This is a genomic window from Streptomyces sp. NPDC048211, assembly GCF_043202315.1.
GTDB lineage: Bacteria > Actinomycetota > Actinomycetes > Streptomycetales > Streptomycetaceae > Streptomyces.
In genome coordinates this window covers 1195546-1217187 of record NZ_JBIDAD010000001.1, presented here as the reverse complement: position 1 = coordinate 1217187, position 21642 = coordinate 1195546, and the positions used below count along the sequence as shown (strand labels likewise).

Annotated in this window: 16 protein-coding genes and 1 pseudogene; 5 read left to right on the top strand and 12 right to left on the bottom strand. The window is 70.8% G+C overall.

Going from position 1 to position 21642, the window contains the following annotated elements; translation table 11 throughout:
- Positions 1–28: 28 nt before the first annotated feature.
- The 4 genes from ilvN to ACGFZA_RS05550 all read right to left on the bottom strand — a co-directional run bounded on the left by ilvN (position 29) and on the right by ACGFZA_RS05550 (position 6738).
- Positions 29–556, bottom strand: coding sequence for an acetolactate synthase small subunit (gene ilvN / locus ACGFZA_RS05565; RefSeq protein ID WP_136329340.1), 528 nt, complete (start codon positions 554–556; stop codon positions 29–31).
- 23 nt (positions 557–579) lie between these two features.
- Positions 580–2436, bottom strand: a complete 1857-nt coding sequence (locus ACGFZA_RS05560; RefSeq protein WP_385284118.1) for an acetolactate synthase large subunit — start codon at positions 2434–2436, stop codon at positions 580–582.
- Positions 2437–2653: 217 nt separating this feature from the next.
- Positions 2654–5590 carry a putative bifunctional diguanylate cyclase/phosphodiesterase gene (locus ACGFZA_RS05555; RefSeq protein WP_393677302.1) on the bottom strand — a complete coding sequence of 979 codons (2937 nt, stop codon included), beginning with the start codon at positions 5588–5590 and terminating at the stop codon, positions 2654–2656.
- A gap of 185 nt (positions 5591–5775) precedes the next feature.
- Positions 5776–6738 carry a 2-hydroxyacid dehydrogenase gene (locus ACGFZA_RS05550; protein ID WP_385284123.1) on the bottom strand — a complete coding sequence of 321 codons (963 nt, stop codon included), beginning with the start codon at positions 6736–6738 and terminating at the stop codon, positions 5776–5778.
- A 113-nt stretch (positions 6739–6851) separates the two neighbouring features.
- On the opposite strand from ACGFZA_RS05550, the gene ACGFZA_RS05545 reads away from it, so the two are divergent.
- The 3 genes from ACGFZA_RS05545 (at position 6852) to ACGFZA_RS05535 (ending at position 9481) form a co-directional block, all read left to right on the top strand.
- Positions 6852–7808 (top strand): aldo/keto reductase, encoded by a 957-nt coding sequence (locus ACGFZA_RS05545; protein ID WP_385284148.1) that lies wholly within the window; start codon positions 6852–6854, stop codon positions 7806–7808.
- A 219-nt stretch (positions 7809–8027) separates the two neighbouring features.
- Entirely contained in the window at positions 8028–9218 is a 1191-nt protein-coding gene (locus tag ACGFZA_RS05540; protein ID WP_385284151.1) for a PQQ-dependent sugar dehydrogenase, read from the top strand.
- 47 nt (positions 9219–9265) lie between these two features.
- Complete coding sequence (locus ACGFZA_RS05535) at positions 9266–9481, top strand: DUF6191 domain-containing protein (protein ID WP_393677299.1); 216 nt, start codon at positions 9266–9268, stop codon at positions 9479–9481.
- Positions 9482–9538: 57 nt separating this feature from the next.
- Here the strand turns inward: ACGFZA_RS05535 and ACGFZA_RS05530 are convergent, their stop codons facing one another.
- The 6 genes from ACGFZA_RS05530 to ACGFZA_RS05505 form a co-directional block, all read right to left on the bottom strand.
- Positions 9539–10165: a hypothetical protein gene (locus ACGFZA_RS05530; RefSeq protein ID WP_393677297.1), complete on the bottom strand. Its 627-nt coding sequence runs from the start codon at positions 10163–10165 to the stop codon at positions 9539–9541.
- Between the two features lie 13 nt (positions 10166–10178).
- A complete protein-coding gene (locus ACGFZA_RS05525; protein ID WP_393677295.1) occupies positions 10179–10766 on the bottom strand; it encodes a hypothetical protein in 588 nt (195 codons plus the stop codon).
- A complete protein-coding gene (locus ACGFZA_RS05520; protein ID WP_393677293.1) occupies positions 10763–12430 on the bottom strand; it encodes a hypothetical protein in 1668 nt (555 codons plus the stop codon). The genes ACGFZA_RS05525 and ACGFZA_RS05520 overlap by 4 nt, the downstream gene beginning before the upstream one ends.
- Before the next feature lie 209 nt (positions 12431–12639).
- On the bottom strand, positions 12640–13731 hold the full coding sequence (locus ACGFZA_RS05515; RefSeq protein ID WP_393677291.1) for an alpha/beta hydrolase: 1092 nt from the start codon (positions 13729–13731) through the stop codon (positions 12640–12642).
- A 62-nt stretch (positions 13732–13793) separates the two neighbouring features.
- Positions 13794–15038, bottom strand: a complete 1245-nt coding sequence (locus tag ACGFZA_RS05510) for a serine hydrolase domain-containing protein (RefSeq protein ID WP_393677289.1) — start codon at positions 15036–15038, stop codon at positions 13794–13796.
- Between the two features lie 64 nt (positions 15039–15102).
- Positions 15103–15342, bottom strand: a complete 240-nt coding sequence (locus ACGFZA_RS05505) for a hypothetical protein (RefSeq protein WP_393677287.1) — start codon at positions 15340–15342, stop codon at positions 15103–15105.
- Between the two features lie 258 nt (positions 15343–15600).
- On the opposite strand from ACGFZA_RS05505, the pseudogene ACGFZA_RS05500 reads away from it, so the two are divergent.
- Positions 15601–15741, top strand: a pseudogene (locus ACGFZA_RS05500) (helix-turn-helix domain-containing protein); the annotation flags it as partial.
- Between the two features lie 363 nt (positions 15742–16104).
- Positions 16105–18099, top strand: coding sequence for an NACHT domain-containing protein (locus ACGFZA_RS05495; RefSeq protein ID WP_393677651.1), 1995 nt, complete (start codon positions 16105–16107; stop codon positions 18097–18099).
- A gap of 42 nt (positions 18100–18141) precedes the next feature.
- Here the strand turns inward: ACGFZA_RS05495 and ACGFZA_RS05490 are convergent, their stop codons facing one another.
- Together ACGFZA_RS05490 and ACGFZA_RS05485 are read right to left on the bottom strand one after the other, a co-directional pair.
- Positions 18142–21306 (bottom strand): AAA family ATPase, encoded by a 3165-nt coding sequence (locus ACGFZA_RS05490; protein WP_393677649.1) that lies wholly within the window; start codon positions 21304–21306, stop codon positions 18142–18144.
- 57 nt (positions 21307–21363) lie between these two features.
- Positions 21364–21543, bottom strand: coding sequence for a hypothetical protein (locus tag ACGFZA_RS05485; RefSeq protein WP_385284129.1), 180 nt, complete (start codon positions 21541–21543; stop codon positions 21364–21366).
- Positions 21544–21642: the final 99 nt, after the last annotated feature.

The following is a 21642-nucleotide window of genomic DNA, read 5'->3' as shown; positions in this document are numbered from 1 at the left end:
GCGAGCGGCGCGGCGGGCCCGGAATGATTTACGCGGTGCGGTCGAGGGCGCGCAGCGACCGGTCGGTGATCGAGCGCGCGCCACGTCCTATGGCGATGGTGCCGGACTGGACGAGCTCCTTGATGCCGTACTGCTCCAGCATCTTGAGCATCGCCTCCAGCTTGTCGGCGCCTCCGGTGGCCTCGATCGTGACGGCCTCCGGGGAGACGTCCACGGTCTTGGCGCGGAACAGCTGGACGATCTCGACGATCTGGGAGCGGGTCTCGCTGTCGGCGCGGACCTTCACCAGGACGAGCTCACGCTGGATCGCAGCGGACGGCTCGAGTTCGACGATCTTCAGGACGTTGACCAGCTTGTTGAGCTGCTTGGTCACCTGCTCCAGGGGCAGGTCCTCGACATTCACGACGATGGTGATGCGGGAGATGTCGGGGTGTTCGGTGGTACCGACCGCGAGCGAGTCGATGTTGAAGCCGCGGCGGGAGAACAGGGCGGTGATCCGGGCGAGGACACCGGGCTTGTTCTCGACCAGGACGGAGAGCGTGTGCTTGGTGGACATGGAAGTCGGTCTCTCTCTGTCTCTCAGTCGTCTTCGTTGTCGCCGAAGTCGGGGCGGACGCCGCGGGCTGCCATGACCTCGTCGTTCGAGGTGCCGGCGGCGACCATCGGCCACACCATGGCGTCCTCGTGGACGATGAAGTCGATGACGACCGGGCGGTCGTTGATCGAGTTGGCCTCGGCGATGGCCTTGTCCAGGTCGGCCGGGTCCTCGCAGCGGATCGCGTAGCAGCCCATGGCCTCGGACAGCTTCACGAAGTCGGGCACCCGGGTGCCCTTGGCCGCGTTGCCGTCCGTGTCGGCGCCGGAGTGCAGCACGGTGTTGGAGTAGCGCTGGTTGTAGAAGAGGGTCTGCCACTGGCGGACCATCCCGAGCGCGCCGTTGTTGATGATGGCGACCTTGATCGGGATGTTGTTGAGCGCGCAGGTGGTGAGTTCCTGATTGGTCATCTGGAAGCAGCCGTCGCCGTCGATCGCCCAGACCGTGCGGTCGGGCATTCCGGCCTTGGCGCCCATCGCGGCCGGGACCGCGTAGCCCATCGTGCCCGCGCCGCCGGAGTTCAGCCAGGTGGCGGGCTGCTCGTACTGGATGAAGTGCGAAGCCCACATCTGGTGCTGACCGACGCCCGCCGCGAAGACGGTGCCCTCGGGTGCGAGTTCACCGATCCGCTGGATGACCTGCTGCGGCGAGAGACTGCCGTCCTCCGGCAGGTCGTAGCCGACCGGGTACGTCTCGCGCCAGCGGTTGAGGTCCTTCCACCAACTGGCGTAGTCGCCGGTCTGGCCCTCGGTGTGCTCGGCCTGGACCGCCTGGACCAGGTCGGCGATGACCTCGCGGGCGTCCCCGACGATCGGGACGTCGGCCGCGCGGTTCTTGCCGATCTCCGCCGGGTCGATGTCGGCGTGGACGATCTTGGCGTACGGGGCGAAGCTGTCCAGCTTGCCGGTGACCCGGTCGTCGAAACGGGCGCCGAGGGCGACGATCAGGTCGGCCTTCTGCAGCGCGGTGACGGCGGTGACCGAACCGTGCATGCCGGGCATTCCCACGTGCAGCGGGTGGCTGTCGGGGAACGAGCCGAGCGCCATCAGCGTGGTGGTGACGGGCGCTCCGGTGAGCTCGGCCAGCACCTTCAGCTCGGCGGTGGCCCCGGCCTTCATGACGCCGCCGCCCACGTACAGCACCGGGCGCTTGGCCTGGGTGATGAGCTTGGCGGCCTCGCGGATCTGCTTGGCGTGCGGCTTGGTCACCGGGCGGTAGCCCGGCAGGTCCATCACAGGCGGCCAGCTGAAGGTGGTCTGCGCCTGGAGCGCGTCCTTGGCGATGTCGACGAGGACCGGGCCCGGACGGCCGGTCGAGGCGATGTGGAAGGCCTCGGCGATCGTGTGCGCGATGTCCTCGGCGCGGGTGACCAGGAAGTTGTGCTTGGTGATCGGCATGGTGATGCCGCAGATGTCGGCTTCCTGGAAGGCGTCCGTACCGATGGCGGCGGAGGCCACCTGGCCGGTGATCGCGACCATGGGAACCGAGTCCATGGCCGCGTCGGCGATCGGGGTGACCAGGTTGGTGGCGCCCGGCCCGGAGGTGACCATGCAGACGCCGACCTTGCCGGTGGCCTGGGCATAACCCGTGGCCGCGTGACCCGCGCCCTGCTCGTGGCGGACCAGGATGTGGCGGACCCGGGTGGAGTCCATCAGCGGGTCGTACGCCGGCAGGATGCAGCCGCCGGGAAGGCCGAATACGGTGTCGGCCCCGACTTCCTCGAGAGAACGGATGAGTGACTGCGCGCCCGTGAGGTGCTCAACGGTGGCGGACGGCGATCCGCCGCTACGGGCCCGCGGCTGGGGATGGTGGGCCCCGGTGGCCTGCTCGGTCATCGGCATTCTCTTCTCGAAGCTGAGGGTTTTAGCGAGTGTTTTGCAAGGGTTTGACTGGTGCCGGTGCAACAAAAAACCCCTCGTGCCGTGAGGCAAGCGAGGGGAGCGCGTCGGTGCGGTCTGCAGGGTGTCATCGAGGACCCCTGCTTCAGCCGACGCGCTTTCCAAGTACGAGAATTCGGGTGCGCATGGCATTGACCCTCTCTCCGACGCACTCGACGTGTCAAGTGGGTGGGACGGGCGTCTCACCATGTGAGCCGGTGAGCAGCGGGATCGAGCCGCCCGCCAGGACGGGCTGAGCAGCGGGACTGCCGGGCACCGGGAACGTGCCGCGGACCAGGGCGCGGCGCAGCCGGTACTCGTCCAGCGGACCGGAGAAGGCCATGCCCTGGCCGTGCGTACAGCCCATGGCGCGCAGGGCGAGGACCTGTTCGGGGACGTCGACACCGTCGGCCACGGACTGCATGCCGAGGTCGCAGGCGATCCGCAGCAGCCCGCTGGTGATCTTGTGCAGCCGGGCGGACTCGACGACGCCCTCGACCAGGCCGCGGTCCAGCTTCAGTACGTCGATGGGGAGGCGGCGCAGGGCGTTGATCGCGGCGTAACCGCTGCCGAAACCGTCCAGCGCGATCCGTACGCCGAGGCGCCGCAGGGCGACCAGACGCTGTTCGAGCTCGTCGAAGGGGACCCGCGGGTCGCTGTCGGCCACCTCGATCATCAGCGCCCCCGACGGCAGCCCGTACCGGGTGAGCAGTGCCTCGACGGACCCGAAGGGCAGCCCCTTGTCGAGCAGCCTGCGGGCGGAGAGCCGGACGGCGACGGATACCTGATGGCCGGCCCTGGCCCGGTCGGCGGCCTGCTCGACGGCCTCTTCGAGGAGCCAGCGGCCCAGTTCGGCGGTGCGGTCGCTGTCCTCGGCCACGCGCAGGAACTCGGCGGGCGTGAAGAGGATGCCCTGGGCGGAGCGCCAGCGGGCCTGCGCGGCGACCGCGGCGACGGAGCCGCTGGCCAGATGGACCACGGGCTGGTGCAGCAGGGCGAACTCGCCGTCGCGCAGGGCGGTGCGCAGCCGGGCAGCCAGCTCGGAGCGGCGCACCACCTCGGCCTGCATCTGCGGGGCGTACAGCTCGACGCGGTCCTTACCGCCGGCCTTGGCGCGGTACATGGCCAGGTCGGCGTTGCGCATGAGGTCGTTGGGGGTGATGCCGGGCTCGGCGAAGGCGACCCCGATGGAGGCGGTGACCCGGACCTCGCCGGCGCCGATGCGGTAGGGCTGGGAGAGCGTGAGGCGCAGCCGGTCGGCGATCTCGTGGACCTGGTACTCGCGGGCGGCCTGGTCGCGTCCGCCGTCGCCGACGATGAGGGCGGCGAACTCGTCCCCGCCGAGGCGGGCCGCGGTGTCCCCCGCCCGGACGGAATCCGTCAGGCGGCGGGCGGCCTGGATCAGGAGCTCGTCGCCCGCCTGGTGGCCGAGCCGGTCGTTGGCCGCCTTGAAGCCGTCCAGGTCGATGAAGAGGACGGCGGTGCCCGCGTCGCCCGCCCGGCGGCCGCCGAGGACCCGGCGGACCCGGCCGGTGAAGAGCGCCCGGTTGGGCAGGTCGGTGAGCGGGTCGTGCTCCGCGTTGTGCTGCAACTGGGCCTGCAGGCGCACCCGTTCGGTCACGTCGCGGCTGTTGAGGATCAGGCCGCCCTGGTGGCGGTTGACGGTGGACTCGACGTTGAGCCATTCACCGGCGCCGGAGCGGAAGCGGCACTCGATGCGGGTGGTGGGTTCCTCGCCCGGTGGGGCGGCGAGGAACCGGCGCACTTCGTGGACCACGCCGCCGAGATCCTCGGGATGGATGATCGAGGAGAGCTCGGAGCCGATGAGGTCGTCCGCCTCGCGTCCGTAGACTCCGGCGGCGGCGGGGCTGACGTAGCGGAGTATGCCGGTCGGGGCGGCGATCATGATGACGTCGCTGGAGCCCTGCACCAGCGAGCGGAAGTGGTTCTCCTTCTGGGCCAGTTCCTGGGTGAGGGCGATGTTGTCGACGAGCATGATGCCCTGCCGCACGACCAGCGCGAGCACCACCGTGCACCCGGTGAAGACCACGACGCGGTCCACCCGCCGGCCCTCGATGACGTTGTAGAGGATGCCCAGGGTGCAGACCGCGGCGGCGAGGTACGGGGTCAGCGCGGCCAGCGATCCGGAGATGGGGCGGCTGGTGGTACGGGGCGCGGAGCGCTGCCGGTCGGTGTCGTCCTCGTCCCGGACGACTCCCCAGGGGGCGTACGCCAGGAGCAGCGATCCGGCGAACCAGCCGGCATCGAGCAACTGGCCTGAATGGTAGGTCTGGCGCAGCAGCGGGGAGGTGAACAGCGCGTCGCACAGGACGGTGAGGGCCAGCGCGGCGATGGCGGTGTTCACGGCGGCGCGGTTGACGCTGGAGCGCCGGAAGTGCAGCGCGAGCACCATGGAGACCAGCACGATGTCGAGCAGCGGATAGGCCAGCGAGAGCGCCGCGCGGGCGACGCTGGCGCCCTCGACGTCCGCCACGTGCGCGGTGTGGGCGAGAGCGAGGCTCCAGGAGAGCGTGAGGAGCGATCCGCCGATCAGCCAGGAGTCGAGAGCCAGGCAGACCCAGCCGGCCCGGGTGACGGGGCGCTTGGCGAGGACAAGCAGTCCGACGATGGCGGGCGGCGCGAAGCAGAGGAAGAAGAGGTCGGCCAGGGAGGGGCTGGGCACCTGGACCCCTCGCACGAACTCGTACCAGCCCCATACCCCGTTGCCCGCCGCCGCCATCAGGGAGGAGAGCGAGAACAGCAGCCAGGCCGGCCGGAACCTGTTGTCCGCGGAGCGCGCGAACAGGAAGCAGGAGACGGCGGCGACCAGGGCGGCCGCGCTCAGGCCGAAGTCGCCCATGAACACCGCGAGTCGCTCCGAGCCCCAGCCCACCGCCGCACCCACCGCGTATCCCGCGCAGACGAGGCCGAGGAGGAGCCGGGGAACCACCGCGGGCGCCCGGTCCACGGCCGGCCGACGGGCCAGGAACGCCCCGCGGGCGCTCGCCGGCGCGCTCACCGGGGTGCCCCCGATGCCGCCGGCCGACTGCGGCGCCGCCGCACCTGACGGGCCGTCGGCAGTCGTCGGCCGGTCTGCCGTACCGGATCGTTCACCCATCGGCCGTACATCGCCCGTCGCCCCCTCGCGTGTGGCTTCCTCCCCGGCGCCGCCCCTTCCACGACGCAGACCCCCTTTCGGGACGATACACCAGACCCGTCACACAGGGACATAGTTCCTCTACTCTCCGTGACGACCTGCCCAGTTGTCGCCACGGAGGGGAGCGGATCGTGCCCGCAGCGTGTTCACCCGGTGGTGCGTACGACGTTGTGCACCGGCTCCCCCGCGGCGAAGCGGCTGAGCTGTCCGGCGAGCAGGCGCTTGGCGCGCGGCAGGAACGCCGAGGTGCTGCCGCCGACATGCGGTGTGATGAGGACGTTCGGAGCATGCCAGAGGGGATGGCCGGAAGGCAGCGGTTCGGGGTCGGTGACGTCGAGGGCGGCGTGCAGCCGGCCGGACTCGAGTTCGGACAACAGGGCCTTGGTGTCGACGACTCCGCCGCGGGCCACGTTCACCAGCAGCGCCCCGTCCCGCATCGCGGCGAGGAAGTCCGCGCCGACCAGCCCCTGCGTGGACGGGTTCAGCGGGGTGGACAGAATGACGATGTCGGCCTCGGGCAGCAGCGCGGGCAGGTCGTCGAGTGTGTGTACGGGCCCGCGTGCGGTTGTCCGTGCGGAGCGCGCGACGCGCGCCACCCGCGCGCACTCGAAGGGCGCGAGCCGGTCCTCTATGGCCGAGCCGATCGATCCGTACCCGACGATCAGGACCGACTTGTCGGCGAGCGCCGGGTAGAAGCCGGACCGCCACTCCTCCTTGTCCTGGCCGTGCACGAATCCGGGGAACCCGCGCAGCGAGGCGAGGATCAGCGCGAGGGTGAGCTCGGCGGTGGAGGCCTCGTGGACCCCCTTGGCGTTGCACAGCCGGACGCCCGCGGGCAGCAGTCCGAGACCCGGTTCCACATGGTCGATGCCCGCGGAGAGCGTCTGCACGACCTGGACCCCGCCCATGCCGCCGAGCGGACGGACCGCGACCGCCGGTCCCTTCATGTAGGGGACGACGTAGAAGGCGCAGTGCGCGGGGTCGGCGGGGAAGTCCTGCCCACCGTCCCAGAAGCGGTAGTTGAGGCTGTCGGGAAGCCCTTCGATCTCGTCGGCCTCGAAGGGCAGCCATACGTCGGGAACATCGGCGGAGTGCGTGGTGGAAGTCATGGTCAGGAGGCTATGCGAAGCCCGGCCGGGCACAGAGGTTAGCTTGGGGGGTGCGGTGCGAGGGAGGGTTCGGGGAGTTGGAGCGCAGAAGTCTCGGTGCGGCGGCGCTGGCCGTGGGCGCGGTCGGTCTCGGCTGCATGCCGATGAGCTGGGCGTACAGCGCCTCGCGCCGGCGTGGTGACGAGGCGTTGCGCGCGGTGCACGCGGCGCTGGACGCGGGCGTCGACCTGTTCGACACGGCCGACATGTACGGGCCGTTCACCAATGAGCTGCTGGTGGGACGGGCCCTGAAGGGGCGCCGTGAGCAGGCCTTCCTCTCCACCAAGTGCGGACTGCTGGTGGGCGATCAGCACATCGTGGCCAACGGCCGGCCGGGCTACGTACGGCGGGCCTGTGACGCCTCCCTGCGGCGCCTGCAGACGGATGTGATCGATCTGTACCAGCTCCACCGGGCCGACCCCGAGGTGCCCGTCGAGGAGACCTGGGGCGCGATGGCGGAACTGGTGAGCGCGGGCAAGGTGCGGGCGCTCGGGCTGTGCGCGGTCGGTGCCGGGGCCCGGCGCCGGCGCGGAGCGCGCACCCACGACGAAACGATCCGGCAGCTGGAGCGGGTCCAGCAGGTCTTTCCGGTGAGCGCGGTCCAGGCGGAGCTCTCGGTGTGGTCCCCGCAAGCGTTGGAGGCGCTGCTTCCGTGGTGTGCGGCGCGTGGGGTCGGGGTCCTGGCCGCGATGCCTCTGGGCAGCGGCTATCTGACCGGGACGCTCACTCCGGGCCAGGGTTTCGAGCCGGAGGACCTGCGGGCCCGGCATCCGCGGTTCACCGCCGAGATGATGGCAGCGAACCAGCCGGTGCTGGTGGGGCTGCGGCGGATCGCGGAACGGCACGGGGCGACGCCGGCACAGGTGGCCCTGGCCTGGGTGCTGCGGCAGGGGCCGCAGGTGGTGCCGGTGCCGGGGACGAAGCAGGAGCGGTGGGCCGTCGAGAACGCGGGGGCGGCCGGGCTGACGCTGACGGCGCGGGACCTCGACGAGATCGACCGGCTGCCGGCCGCGCGGGAGTCGTGGGACTGAGCCCCGGCGGAGGGCCGTTCGCGGGTGAAGCCTGATCGCCGGACGAAAAAGTCCGCGGGCTTCGGGAACCCTGGGCGCGGCCGCGGTGTAAGAACAGAGGGACAGGCGGTCGTCGAAGGGGTCGGTGCTGTGCGCGGTGCGAGGTTCGGATCTGTGCGGGAACCGGTGGGGCGTCAGGCGGCGCCCCACGGGAGTGGTCACGGCGTGCGGCGGGGAACGGTGGCCGTGCTGGCGGCCGGCGCCCTGATGCTCGCCGCGGGATGCTCCTCGCAGGAAGGGGCCGAGAGCACGGCGGGCCAGGGGGTGAACTCACCGGCCGCCTCGTCCGCGCCCCCGTCCGGCCGGGCGGCCTCACCGTCCACGTCGCCGTCGGCCACGCCTCCCCCGGCCGATCTGCCGCCCGCGAAGGGCTCGGTGAAGGTGGTGTCGACCCTCACGGAGGGGCTGGACTCGCCGTGGGGTCTCGCGGAGCTCCCGGACGGCGACCTGCTGGTGTCCTCGCGCGACAAGGGGACGATCACCCGGATCGACGCGAAGACCGGGAAGAAGACGCTGCTGGGCACCGTGCCCGGGGTGGCACCGGCCGGCGAGGGCGGGCTGCTGGGCCTGGCCGTCTCCCCCGACTACGGCACGGACCACCTGGTGTACGCGTACTTCACCACCGCGTCGGACAACCGCATCGCCCGCATGCTCTACGACGAGGACGGGACGACCCCCGGTCAGCTGCTGGGCGCCCCGGACACGATCCTGCGGGGCATCCCGAAGGGGGCCATCCACAACGGCGGCCGGATCGCCTTCGGCCCGGACCGCATGCTGTACGCGGGCACGGGCGAGACGGGGGACGACGGTCGCGCGCAGGACAAGGACTCGCTGGCCGGCAAGATCCTGCGGATGACCCCGGACGGTGAGCCGCTGCACGGCAATCCGCGGGCCGACTCCGTGGTGTATTCGTACGGTCACCGCAATGTGCAGGGTCTGGCGTGGGACGGGCACAAGCAGCTGTGGGCGGCGGAGTTCGGCCAGGACACCTGGGACGAGCTGAACCGGATCGTGCCGGGCGGGAACTACGGCTGGCCGGAGGCCGAGGGCAAGGCGGGCAAGGCGGGTTTCCTCGATCCCGTGGCACAGTGGAAGACGTCCGAGGCGTCCCCGAGCGGTATCGCCTTCGCCGAGGGATCGATCTGGATGGCCGGTCTGCGGGGTGAGCGGCTCTGGCGGATTCCGCTGTCCGGTACGGCTGACAAGGAACCTCTGGCGGCACCCCAGTCGTTCCTCAAGGGGAAGTACGGCCGTCTGCGCACCGTTCTCGCGGCGGGCGGCAACAAGCTCTGGCTCGTGACGAGCGAGACGGACGGCCGCGGTACCCCCGAGGCGGGGGACGACAGGATCCTGGTGGTCGAGGTGCGTTAGGCCCTGCGGCCGCCGGTGGCCGCAGCAGGCGGAAGGGTGCGTGGCCCGTGTTCAACTTCTTCGAGGAACTCTTCGCACCCGGCCGCAAGCACACCGCCGAGGAACAGAAGCGGCTGGAGCTGACCCGGGTGGATCTGGGCATCGGTGACCCCGCGCGCGGCCCCATCGACCTGACCTCGGGCAAGGTCGTGGTCAGACCCTCCGATACGCACCAGGAGTCCGCCCCCGACGCGGCACCGGATACCCCGGACAGCCAGGGGTGAGCATGGTCCCCACCCGACCGACGCCGCGCTCGGCGTCGGTCGGGCAGCCGCCGCCGTTCAGCTCGTCCGTTCGATGTCGGCTCCGACGATCACACCGTCGAGCACCGTGTATGTGCCGGTGTACGCGTGCCGGGCACCATCCGTCTGGTATGCCGTGATATCCACGTACACGGTGTCGTCCTGGGCATCCGTCACGGAGACGGCATCGCGCGCTGTCTCTTCGAAGCCGGACACGTAAGTGGAGTAACTCGTGCCGAGGTTCTTGCCGCCCAGCTCCCAGGCAGTGGCGAAGTCGGCACTGTTGATCGCGTCGTAGTAGCGCTGCACCGTCTCTGTCGGTCCTTCGATCTCGGGCCGGTCTTCGTCCACCTCCGGCGGCGGCGAATCGCTCTCGGGCGGATCGGGCTCGTTCAGGTCGTCCCCGTACGGCTCCGCCACGCCGTAGGACGTGTCGGAAGGAGGCGGGGTCGGCTCCGGACCGGCGGTGAGGGCCGGGTTCTGTCCCTCGGCACCGTTGTCGTGTGCCCGCATCCAGATCGCCGCACTCGCCACCGCGACCAGGAGAACGACCATGGCCACCAAGATCAGCACGCGCGCCCGGTCGCTGGCGGGGGGCGCCTGTCCGCTGCCGCCCCCCGGTGCCGAGCGCACCCAGCGCTGCCCGTCCGGATCCCACTGATTCATCGGGAAGCACTCCTCATCCGCTCAACTGGGCGATCGCCTGGAGCACGGCCGAGGCCGAGGCGAGCCCCGCCGCCGCTGTCGCACCGAGCTCCAGCCGCTCCCGGAGCCGGTCCAGTCGGTCCCGAGGCACGCGGCCGGAGCCTTCCGTCGCGCCCTCGACCTCCGCAAGCCCTTCGTCGAGTTCCGCGACCTCCTCGGTTCTGGTGAGCACGCCCAGGTGTCCTCGCAGTGCGGTGACGGCCGCGAGCAGTTCGGGCGACACATCGACCAGCTCCCAGGAGGAGTCCACCGCACGGGCGTCGCTCCCCGAGGCCACCGCACCACCCGTCATGGCGCCGATACCGATGCCGCCCGGGACGACCGGCGGGGTGACCGCGTTGCCTGGCGGGTGAGCCCTCGTCGCGGAGTTGCCCACGCGCCGGCCGCGGTCCTCCGCGAGTGCACGCGCACCGGTCGCCGCGGCACCTCCGGCCATCAGCCCAATGGAGATCCCCCCAGGCGCAGGCCCCACCGCACCGGCGTCCTCGTCATCGGCCGCACCCCAGAACTCCTCGTCCTGCGTACCGCCCCCGGGCTCGCGGCTGTCGCTGTGCTCCGTCATCGAACGTCTCCTTTGCTGTGGGTCGCCGAGGAGCGCTCGCCCGTGGCGACCGCTCCCCCGTGCATCGTTCCGATGAACACCCCGCCCCCGCTGACGGTGACGACCTGGTGCTCGAATTCGCCCGTCTCGTAATCCTTGGCGCGCAGTGCCTCGCGTACCCCGCTCGCGATGCGGTCCTGAACCGTCCGCACGTACCGCTTGACGTCCATCTCCTGGAACACCGACAGTTCGGCCGTGCTGCCCAACTCCCTTACGGACATGACCGGTCCGTCGGGGAACGCGCGGCGCGGGTTCGCCAGCCAGGTACGGAGCTCCGCCAGGCCCGTTCCGATGAGAGAGACCCCCGCGGCGAAGTTGGCGGTGGGCGTGGCGAGCACGGCGCGTACCGCGTCCCGGAGAGGGTCGGGCTCGCCACCTGCCTCGATCACATCGACGGCCCGGAACTCGGGACGGACCGGGGTGAGAACATGCGGCACGACTTCCAGGACGAGCATGCCGCCCTGGGTGTGGACGCGGACGAGAACCGAGACCACGACCTGTTCGTCCCACGCCCCGATCCGGATGCGCAGGAAATGGCGTCGGCCCTCCGCGCCCTCGCCCACTGCCTCGTCGAGATGCCGGTCGGCTGTGCTCGGGCTGTAGTCGACGTCCCAGCGGGCCGCACCCGTCGGGAGGTACACGAACTCCTCGACCTCCAGAGTACGCAGCCGGTCCCTGCCGAAGGACGCCGCAGAGGTGCGCAGGGCCTCCAGTTGCGGCTTGATGAGGTCGATGACCTCCCGTCCTGACAGCGGACCGGCTGCCACTCCGGTACCCGGCTCCGGATGCGTGGCCGGCACGCCGTCCGCCCCTTCCCCGCCCTGCTTCTTCAGCTCCATCACCAGCGACCATGGCTCTTCGTAAGGCCGTCCGGCACCGATAAACGGGCGGAACGGATCATAGACCGTAAGAGCCGCGTACTGCTCGCGCGCTATGGCCTGGCCGATGCGCTGGTAGCGGACGGTGTCGGGCAACGCCTCACGCGGGGCCCTGGAGAATGTCCCGGAGCCCAGTTCCGTACGCATGACCGCCGTGACCTGCCTGCGGTACGCCCATACGGGCAGCGTCAGAACGGCGGGGAAAAGTACCGCTGCCCAGGCGTCGGCCCCGCCGAAGAGAGCGAACAGGGCAGCCGCCCAGTACACGAGCGCCGCGACGGCGGGCACCACCGGGAGCAGCATCTTCAGCCGCCCCCGGGTGGCCTGCTCGACCATCCGCCGGTCCAAGGTGAAGAGGGCGACCCCGAGTCCGGTCGCGCCCCGCACCACCCCCGGGAGGAGGCAGACCAGCGCGTAGGCCACCCACCAGGGCAGGGGCAGCAGGGCCTCTGAACCGATGCCGGCCCACCCCAGCCCGATGAACATGCCCCACAGAGCCAGCAGCATGAGCGCGGTCCGCGTCTCGCCGCGTCGGGCACGTAGCGCATGCACGAGGACCGGCAGCACGTCGATACCGAGCGAGGGGGCGACCGGACGCTCCTCGTGCAGAACGAGTTCCTGGATCACCCGCCCCCGGAAGTCGCTGTCGAGATGGACACCCGCGCACAGAAGCCGCGTCGCGTCACTGCGCACCCCCGCGTACGGCGTGGATTTCCGGTTCGTCCCGCCCCCGCTGTGCAGAGTCAAGGATCGCTGCCGTACGCGCTCGTTCCCCGCTCCCGGGTCGCGCCCCGGCGCCATTTGCGTCATGTGCCGCTCTCTTCCTGGTTCGCTCTTCCTCGTGTGCCGCTCTTCTCCGCGCCCCGGGTCGGACCGTGCCCCGCCTCCAGTGGTGCCAGGACACGGTCCCGTCGTGGTGCCGGGCCCTCGCCGCCCGGGGCCGGCCGCCCGCCTGTTCAGCCCGCCGCGTCGAAGGAGTCCTGGAGGCGGGGTACGTAGTCGGCGAACGCCGGTGCCCAGCAGCCGTAGTTATGGCCTCCGTCACAGGTGGGGGCGAGTGCCGCCCCGTTGCCGTAGTCGACCAGGCGGCTGGTCAGACCGAGCGTGTCCATGCGGGCCTTGACATTCCTCGCCGCGATCGCGGTGAAGTGATCGATCAGGTCGTTGTCACCGGAGTAGAGCGTGACGTCGGTGTCGGCGAGCTTGGCCAGATTGACCGGTGCGGCGGGGTCGACCGCCTTCCAGATCCGGTCCGCGTTCAGAACCGCGTACGGGGAGCCGAAGATCGCGTCGCTGTCGACCGTGGGCCCGTAACCGGTGCACTCGCCCGTCCCGGACGGGCTGGAGGTACTCACGGCGCACCAGGCCCCCGTGATGTTGAGTTCGGTGGCCAGCACCGCCGCGCGAACCTCCGCCATGCCGAAGTCGATGCCTCCGGAGAGAGAGGCGACATGGCCGAAGAGGTCGGGCCGGGCCTCGCCGTAGTGCAGGGCGCCGAACCCGCCCATCGACAGGCCGACGACGGCTCGATGACCCCGGTCGGCGAGGGTCCGCAGATTGGCGTCGATGAAGGGGACAACCTGCTTCAGGTGGAACGTCTCCCAGTTCGCCGCACCCTCTGCGGTGTTCTGCATGAGCCAGTCCGCATACCAGCCCTTGCGGCCTCCGTCCGGCACCACAGTGATCATCGAGTCCGAGTGCAGCGCCGGGGCGGCCGCGGCGTCGTCCGGATTCCCGGGCCCGCCGTGCAGGAAGTACGCCACCGGCCAGCGCTTGTCCGGGGCAGCCCGGTATCCGCTGGGCAGGAAGATACGGATCTTGTGCTTCCCCGCTACCTGAGGGGTGGTCACAGTGATACTGAAGTCGGTGTCCGAGTACACCTCGGCGCCCCCGGCCACTTGGGTCAGCCCGTAACCGTCGGTCAGCATCGGCGGGGCGGCGCCGTCGGCGTGGGCGAGCGGTGCAGCGAGGGTCACCGTCATCGTCAGCGCGGCGGTGGCCGCGGCGGTTCGGGCCCGGGTCCACCGGATGGTCGTCAGGAACTTCATCGTGCGTCCTCTCAGGGAACGGGAAGCGCTTGCGAAGCAGTTGTCGCCGTCATGACGGCCGTTCACAAGGCGCAGAACGCCTCGGTCGCGGCCTTGGTGGTGTCCAGTTGCCCCTTGGTGCCGCCGGCCAGGTGGTACTCGTTGTTCGCGAGCAGCACCTGCTTCTCGCCGTCGTCGCTGGTGAACCACTCGCTGAAGTAGCCGAGCACCGCGCCGTTGTGCCCCCAGACCCACTGCCCGCAAGGCAGTTTCATGTGTTCGACGCCCAGCCCGTAGTCGGTATCCGTGGCCGCCGGGACGGTGGTCTTGAGTTCGGCCGTGAGCTCCGGCCCGAGCAGACTCCCCGAAACCAGAGCCCGGAAGAACGTGGCCATGTCGTCCAGTGTCGACACCATGGCCCCGGCGGCCCCGCCGACCTGCACGTTGGAGACCGTGACGTCGAGCCTGAAAATAAGCGCCTGGATCGCGTAACCGCGCAGGTAGTTGCCATACAGCGCGGGATCTGTGGCGGGGAAGCCGGTGTCGTGCAGACCGAGCGGTTCGATGATGCGCCGCTGGATCTGCGTGCCCGCGTCCTCCCCGGTGACAGCCTTGATCACCATGCCCGCGAGCACGTAGTTGGCGTTGGAGTAGCCAAACCTCTCGCCCGGCTCACCGACCGGCGCATGCTGGGCCAGGGCGATGTCGACCAGAGTCTGGGGGGCCCAGGCCTTGTTGGGATCGGAACCGACGGAGTAGACCCTGCCGATGTACTCGGGCAGGCCCGAGGTGTGGTTGAGCAACTGACGGATCGTGATGGTCGATCCGTCATAGCCATTTGCGGCGACCGCTCCGGGCAGCCACTTGGCGACGGTATCGGCCAGCGAGAGCTTCCCCTCGCCCACCAGCTGAAGCAGTACGGTGGCGGTGAACGCCTTGGTGTTGCTGCCGATCCGGAACTTGGCCTTCGGGTCTGCGGGCACCCTGTTCGTGAGATCACCCAGGCCCGCGCGAATGTACTGGGCGGTGTCGCCCTTCCGTACCATGCCGATCACGCCCGGGTACCCGTCGGCGATGCCCTGCTGGGCGCCGGCCTGCAGAATGTCGGCCGGGGACTGGGCGGCGGTCGATATCCCGGCGGTCGCGGAGCCGGTGGCCGGGACAGCGGCGGTCGCCGTGCCGACAGCGGTCATCAGCAGGCAGGCAGCGGCGGCCACCGGCACCAGCCGGCGACGGCGGCCGCGCACCCACGAGGTGGGCCGGGCGGGGCCACCGGTGGAGCGGTTCGCCGCGCCGGGCTCGATGGCTGCTCCGGAATCATCGCGCATTCTCATTCTGTGTCCTGTCTCTTTCGGTCGGTCATTCCGACTGTCGGTGGGCTTCGACCACGCATCAGCGCCGATAGGCGGCCGCGATAATCAGCAGAAGGGCGAGCAAGCCCGCCACTTGGAGGCAGGCGAGACCGCTGATACGGCTATCCTGTGGATTTCTTCGACCGGTCTCCACATGGCCACCGGCGTGAATCCCCGGGTGCTGCTTGTTGTAGTGATCCAGTTGGCGTTGTGCGCCCTCTGACTCGGCGAGCCAAGGGGTCTTGAATCCGCATTCTCCGCACCAGAATCGATAGACCATGTCAGTTCCTCATGAGTTGCTGCAGAAAAGGTTCATGAGAGGCGATCAGGTCGGACGCCGGTGCCGGTCCTGCCCCGTGGACGCCGTCCGCCTCCGGGGTGCCCCGCAGGGAGCGCCGCTCCGTCTCGGCGCACTGTCCGGGCACCACTGATCGTGCTGTTCACGCCATCCGGCGAACAGGACAGGTGACCGGCCATATATGACCGGTCGCCGCCGGTAGGGTCGTCGGGACGTGCTCGGTGGCGAAGGGAAGTCGAAGTGGCGGATCAGCTCGGCACTCTGCTGCGTCGACTACGACGTCAAGCTGGGCTCACGCAGGAACAATTGGAGACACTGTCCGGCGTGAGCGTGCGGACCATCCGCAGACTGGAGAACGGCAGACCCGGCGACCATCGGCTGGGGACGGTGAACATGCTGGCGGACGCGCTGGAGGCCGGGCCCGAGGACCGTCGGCTGCTCGCCGCCACGCTCGCGAGGTCGGAGGCCGTACCGGCCGGGGAACCCGCGCCCGCCCCTGCACCGATATCCGCCGCCGTACCGGAATCCACGCACACTGTCCTACCCGTACCCGCACAGAACTCCGGGCAGGATGACCCACGGATTCCCGGACCGAGCCCTGAGCGGATTCCCGCAATGGCTCCCGCGCCACATGTCGGCCTCACTCCCACCGCTTCACCTGCTCACGGTGAACTCGCCACCGTTGCCGCCGAATTAGCCAGGGAAATCCGGCGCCGCTGGCGGCGCGAAGAAGAACATCGCAAGGTGCATGACCCTTTTCCGCTTCCGGTGCGCTGGAAGAGCGCCCCCGAACTGCTGACCGACCGTCCGGTGACCATCCAGCGTCAGCCGCCGGGAGCGACACCGGACCGCATGGACCTGAGTGGCGATCTGGGCAGCGTGGCCGAGGTCTACCGGCGGATCGGGTCCGGGCGGCTCGTTGTCCTCGGCCGGGCCGGATCCGGCAAGTCGATCCTGACGATCAGGTTCGTCCTGGACCAACTGGAGGCCCGCGAGCCGCACAACCGGGTGCCGGTGCTCTTCAGCATCGGCTCCTGGGATCCCACGGCCGTCGCGCTGCGGGACTGGCTGGTCGACCGGTTGGTGCGCGACCACCCGCATCTCACCCGCCGGACCCCCAATGGGTCGTTGCTGGCCGCGGCCCTGGTCGACGCGGATCTCGTGCTGCCGGTCCTGGACGGCTTCGACGAGATCGCGGAGGGTCTGCGCAGTACGGCCCTGAAGGTGCTCAACGCCACCTCTCTGCCGCTCGTCCTGACCACCCGAAGCGACGAGTTCGCCGAGGCCGTGCAGGAGGCCGGTGCTCCGCTGATCTGGGCCGCCGGCCTCGAACTGACCGATCTCACCCTCAAGGACCTCTCCGACTACCTGCCGCTGACGGCCCGGGCGGTCCCCCGCGGCAACGACGGCACCGCACCGGTCTGGTCCCCCGTGCTGGACCGGTTGCACGCGGGGGAAAGCGGGGCGGCCGCCCTGGCCAGGGTCCTGAGCACCCCGCTCATGGTCGTCCTGGCACGGACGATGTACAGCGAGGCACGCGACAGGAATCCGGCGGAGCTGCTGGATACCGGGCGCTTCCCCGACGAGAAGTCGCTCGAGGAGCACCTGCTGACGGGCTTCGTGCCGACGGTCTACCGGCACCACATCGCCGAGCGCGACGCCACCGGCCACCAGGAACGGCAGTGCGATCCGGAGCGCGCCGAGCGCTGGCTCGGCTTTCTCGCCCACCATCTGGCCCGGCTCGACGGCGACCAGCAGGACCTCGCGTGGTGGCGGATCGGTGATTCGCAGCGGCTGTCCACACGACTGATGTCGGTGGCGGTTTCCTCTGCCTTCTGCGTCGCGCTCGCCGTGTGGATCGTCAGCCTGGTCAACATACCGTTCCCGGTCGGCGAGACCCTTGTGTCGGGTTGCTTGATGGGGGCGACCGCCGGTCTGGCCTTCGGGTGTGTCCACTCGATCCTGACCCGTTTCGGCAGCACGGCCTTCGAACCCGCTCACGTGCGGCTGCGGCTGCACGGCGGGGGCACCGCCGCAGGCCGCAGACCAGCGCGCACGTTCCTCGCCCGGTTCGCTGCCGTACTGCCGGGTGGTTTCGTGATGGGCGTCGGATGTGCCTTGGCCTTCGCCCTCCAGCGCTGGCTTTACTACGGCATCCCACTTGCCAACGAACTGGTGATCAAAGCCACCCTCATCAACATGCTGGTCCTCGGCCTGATCCTCGGGACAGCTGCCGGGCTGGTCTTCGGGGCCGTGGCCATGTTCGAGGCGCCGCTGGACGTGTCCTCCGCGGCCACCCCGGCGGATCTCCTGGCCTCGAACCGCACGACGGTGGTCCGGCAGGTCCTCGTACTGGTCCCGATGCTCACCGCGACCATCGCGGTCGGCGGGCGCCTGATCGCCGGCCTGCTGGACGGAATCGTCGGACCCCTTGTCTGGGACGTGACGAGCGCGCTCGTCATCGGTGCCGTCGGCGGGATCGGCGGCACATGCTCGTACGCACTCTCGTTCACCGCCTGGGGACGGTGGCTGGTCCTGTCCCGGGTGTGGCTGCCCCTGACCGCCAAACTGCCCTGGGACACGGTGGCCTTCCTGGACGACGCATACCGCCGGGGTGTCCTGCGCCAAACCGGCGCGGTGTACCAGTTCCGACACATCCGGCTCCAGCACCACCTCGCCCGCTCGTACCGCGAGCACCAGAGAATGTACGCACCTGCCCGGTTCCCTCCGAGAGCGTGAGTGCGGGCCCAGCCGGCCTCAGCCCTTCCGGTGACTCGATGCCTATCGGCCCTGCACGTCCCCCTTCGGCTCCCGGTACAGCCGCAGCCGGTGGGCGAGTGCGGCCGCCTCGCCGCGGCCGGTGACGCCGAGCTTGGCCAGGATGTTGGAGACGTGCACGCTCGCGGTCTTGGGCGAGATGTAGAGCTCCTCGGCGATCCTGCGGTTGGTGTGACCGGCGGCCACGAGCCGGTGCACGTCCTGCTCGCGCGGGGTCAGCCCGAAGGACTCCACCGCGGCGGCCGCGGCGGCCCTGAGCTGATCCTCCGAGTGGTGCCGGGCGCCCTGCTCGTCACCGTGGTCCGGGACGGTCACGGCCACCGGGATCGCGTCGCCGGAGGCCGCTGCGGGGCCGTGAGCGGTGTCGGGGCCGGTGAGGGTGATACGGGCACGGCCTGCCAGCAGCTCGATGGTCTCGGTCAGCGGGCGCGCCCCGAGGCTCCGGGCGGTGCCGTGGGCGTCCCGCAGCAGGGCGGTGGCCGCGGCCCGGTCGCCGGAGGCGATGAGCAGGGCCTCGGCCCAGCGGTGGCGGATCTGCGCCAGTTCGTACGGACGGTGCAGTTCCGCGAATGCCTGGGCGGCCCGGGACCAGTGGCCGGGGGTGTCGAGGCCTTCGGCGCGGGCCAGTTCGGCGTCGATCAGCACGGCGTAGGCGGCCCAGATGGGGACGAGCGTCGGCAGCCGCTTGAGGTGGCCGCGCACGAGTTCGAGGATGCCCGGTCTGCCCGGTTCGGTGGCGGGGAGCCCCCGTGCGTCGGCCTCGGCCGCCGCGACGACGTGCAGCAGCGGGAAGGCGTACCGCTGGGTGCCGGTCGGGAAGCCCTCGGCCGCCTGGGCCTCGAAGGCCGCCCGTGCCTCGGTGAGGTTCCCCTGCTGCACAGCGATGGTGAGGGCGTGGCGGACGAGGTTGACGACGTGCTGCGGCTGCGGATCGCTGGAGCCGAAGCTCCTTCTGGCCAGGGCGAGTTGGCTCTCCGCCTCGGCGATGTCCCCGCGCGCCAACGCCACTTCGGTGCGGCGTGCGGCGACCAGACCCTGGGACTTGCGGGACAGCGCCTTGCGGGCGGCGGCCTCCGTGGTGGCCAGGGCCTCGTCCCAGCGGCCGAGGGAGAACAGCGACATCGCCTGGTTGGAGCGGGCCCATGCCTCCATGTCCGCGACACCGTGGTTGTGGCAGACCTCGATGCCGTGGTCGGCCGCGGCCACCGCGTCCAGGGAGCGGCCCATGGCTTCGAGGGTGGAGGGGAGGTTGATACTGGCGCGCCCCATGATGCCGACGAGACCCAGCTCGTCGGCCCGGTCGCGGACGGCGTACATCTCGGCGATGCCCTCGTCGACGGCTCCGGCATCGGCGTTCAGCCAGCCGCGGGTGAGCCGCGCGTGCAGCTCGATGTACTCGTCGCCGACCAGCCGGGCGTACTCCACGGCCCGGTCGGCCGCGGCGAGGGTCTCGGCGCCGGGCCGGTGCAGGGCGCCCCAGCCCGCCACGCTCATCAGGACGTCCGCGTGCACGGCGGACGGGGGCAGGCCCCGCACCAGCTCCTCGGCCCTCGCCAGTTCCTCCCAGCCGTCGCCCCGGGCGACGTCCTGGACCAGCCGGGAGCGCTGGACCCAGAACCAGGCGGCGCGCAGGGCGTCGTCCTCGCCCTCCAGGATGCGCAGGGCCTTCTTGCAGAGGGTGAGGGCCCGTTCGCGCTCTCCGCCGAAGCGGGCGGCGACGGTGGCTTCGGCCATCAGGTCGAGATGGCTCAGCGGGGTGGAGCCGTCACGGCTGCAGGCCGGGTACACCTCGGCGTAGTCGATGGGACGCAGCGTCGCGCGAATCTCGGCGGGGACGTCGTCCCACAGCTCCATCGCCCTTTCCAGCAGCCGCAGCTGCTCGGCGTAGGCGTTGCGGTGGCGGGCTTCCACCGAGGCTTTCAGTACGGCGGGCAGGGCCTTGGCCGGGTCGTGCGCCCCGTACCAGTAGCTGGCCAGGCGCGTGGCGCGTTCCCCGTCGCGGACGAGGGCGGGGTCGGCCTCCAGGGCCTGGGCGTAGCGGCGGTTGAGCCGGGAGCGCTCGCCCGGGAGCAGGTCGTCGCTGACGGCCTCGCGGACCAGGGAGTGCCGGAAGCGGTAGCCGTTGCCCTCCGGGGTGGCGAGCAGCAGATTGGCGCCGACCGCTCCGCGCAGGGCTTCGATGAGCTCGTCCTCGGCGAGTCCCGCGACGGCGGCCAGCAGTTCGTACTCGACGGTGGAACCGCCCTCGGCGACGGTGCGGGCGACTTTCTGGGCGTCGTCGGAGAGCGCCTCGACGCGGACGAGGAGGAGGTCGCGCAGGGAGTCGGGCAGCCCGTCCCCGTCGCCGCACTCCAGACTGCAGGCGAGCTCCTCGACGAAGAAGGCGTTTCCGTCGGAGCGCTCGAATATCTCGTCCACCAGGGCGGGTTCGGGGGTGCCCGCGAGAATGCCGGCGAGCTGGCGGCGGACCTCGGCCCGGTTGAACCGGGAGAGCTCGATGCGGCGTACGGTACGCAGCCGGTCCAGCTCGGCCAGCAGGGGGCGCAGGGGGTGGCGGCGGTGGATGTCGTCGGCCCGGTAGGTGCCGATCACGACGAGGCGGCCGCTGCGCAGCGTTCGGAAGAGGTAGGCCAGCAGGTGCCGGGTGGAGGAGTCGGCCCAGTGCAGGTCCTCCAGGACGAGCACGACGGCGCGGTCCGCCGAGATGCGCTCCAGGAGTCTGGCGGTGAGCTCGAAGAGACGGGCGGTGCCGTGCTCGTCGGCCGCGTCCCGGCCGGCCTCGCCGAGCTCCGGAAGGAGGCGGGCCAGTTCGCCCTCCTGGCCCGCGCAGGCGGCGGCCATCTCCTCGGGCAGGATGCGGCGCAGGGCTCGCAGGGCGGTGGAGAAGGGGGCGTACGGCAGGCCGTCGGCTCCGATCTCGACGCAGCCGCCGACGGCGACGACGGCCTCGCGGCGGACCGCCACCGCGAGGAACTCCTCGACCAGCCGGGTCTTGCCGACACCTGCCTCGCCGCCGACGAGCAGCGCCTGCGGCTCGCCGCCGCCGCCGCCGGCCGGGGCGGTGCCGGCGGCGGTGGCGCGGGCGAGTGCGTCGGCGAGTGCGGTGAGTTCACCTGTGCGGCCTACGAACACGGGACTGACTGACCTGGTCTCCACGTCGCCGAGCATCGCACATGGGTCCGACAGGGCGGTGCCGGGAAGTCGGACAGGCATGGCCGTCCGTCCTTACGCGGCGTGCGCGAACTGCTCCCGGTCCCTCTCCGCGCTCACCGTCCTCTCGCGTTCCCGGCGTGCGGTTCCCCGCGCCTCCTTGTGGGCGCGGCGGGCCTCCCGGACGAGCCGCTGGTTGTCGGCGCGGCGGACGAGTTCGGCTGCCATGATCTTGTGGAGTTCCAGCTCGTACATGTGATTCCCCCTGGGGACGGGCCCGTTGGGCCTCGGTGGCGGCAGTGCTTCTGCCGTGCCACCACTCTCGTCCCCCAGGGGGTGGTGCCGCATCGGGCG